Here is a 1,490-nt window from a genome sequence, read left to right as displayed (position 1 = left end):
TGAACTGTGACCCTATTTGTGGACACATAAAAGAAAAGAGTTAGATTATGCTGTTAATAGATGGTTCCTGTATTCATCAGGAGTCATCTTTTTTAATGTCCATTGATACCGATCGGTGTTGTAGTAATCCATGTATTCATTAATGCGTGCCCGTAATTCCTGGAGAGTAACGCTGTCCCTATACTCGAGTTCATCCTTCATATGACCGAAGAAAGACTCCATGGAGGCATTGTCCCAGCAGTTACTCTTTCGCGACATGGACTGCTGGAAGCCTATCTCTTTAACTCGAGCTTGGAACCTCGGATTCGTGTAGTGAAAACCTTGGTCAGAATGGATGATGGCTTCGGGGTGAATGTTGCCATCCAGTCGTTGAATCAACCTGTCCAAGGTTCGATCTACGATCGTCATTTCTAAGGACGAGGATACATAATGAGCAAGAATCTGTTCGCTTGCACCGTCCTTTACACAGGACAAATACGCGCATTGCCCCTGACCATAGTGCAGGTATGTGATGTCTGTGAGAAAGACTTTCTCCGGCTCGCCCTGGTCAAACTGACGTTTAAGGTGATTAGGGAGTGTCTGGTGCTCTTGTGTGGCCTTTGCAAGCTTACGGTACGGATTGGCCTGGCGTATCTTGGCCACCAACCCGTATTTACGCATGATACGGCGAATTTTCTTATGGTTCATGATGACGCCACTCTTATGCTCCAAGCACATTTTTAAAACAAGTGCTCCCACTTTCCCATTCCGTTTTTCAAAATGTTCCCTGATGAGTAACAGATCCTGTTCGTCCGCTTCTTCTCTCAGCTGTCGTGCTTGTTCAGCGGCTAACCACCGGTAGTACCCGCTTTTACTGACATTCGCCATCTTACAAAGATGATGAGTCATCTTCTCAAGTTGATGCTTACGGAGGGTACGATTGATGAGTTCGAAGCGCTCAGAGGGTGTCAGCGTTGGTTCTGCTGGGCTTGTCTCTCGAGCGCCTCGAGCTTTTTTAGGAAGTCGTTCTCCGCTTCCAGAAGCTTTATACGTGCCTCAGCTTGTGCAAGCTTCTTCTCCATCGACTGTTCTGCTGCGGGCCTTCCCGTGCTGCCTTTTCCTCGTTGCTCTTCCAGAAGACCTGCTTCACCTTGAGAAGCAAAGGTTTTTCTCCAACGTTTTAAGCATCTATTCGGATTCTCCCGTCCGATCATATCTAAGTTGAATCCTGCCTCCCTGAAGATTTCTGCAGGAGTTTTCCCCTCCTGATAGGCCTTTAGAGCAGCCAACTTGAATGTGGGTTGGTAAGCAATAGAACGCTCTGTAATATGCAATACGTTAGCATGATCCTCCATCTGGCGGATCTGACTTTCACTAAACCTTTGTTCACCGGTAGACCAACGGTTCCCCATTTTGTATCCCCAACCTTTCGTGTATATCGATTATAAACGCAAAGAGACCCGAGAGAGGTCACTTTTTTTCAAAGTGTCCATCTTTCGGGTCACAGTTCA

1 protein-coding gene is annotated in these 1,490 nt (G+C 46.7%); it reads right to left on the bottom strand.

The genetic code is table 11. The features are described from left to right. Positions 1-45: 45 nt before the first annotated feature. A protein-coding gene (locus L693_RS29270; RefSeq protein ID WP_155983824.1) for an IS3 family transposase occupies positions 46-1,391 on the bottom strand; the annotation gives its coding sequence in 2 pieces (ribosomal slippage) (positions 46-1,007 and positions 1,007-1,391; 1,347 coding nt in all). Positions 1,392-1,490 lie beyond the last annotated feature (99 nt).

Source organism: Paenibacillus sp. 1-18 (assembly GCF_000520755.1).
GTDB lineage: Bacteria > Bacillota > Bacilli > Paenibacillales > Paenibacillaceae > Paenibacillus > Paenibacillus brasilensis.
This window is presented reverse-complemented; position numbering and strand designations above follow the sequence as displayed.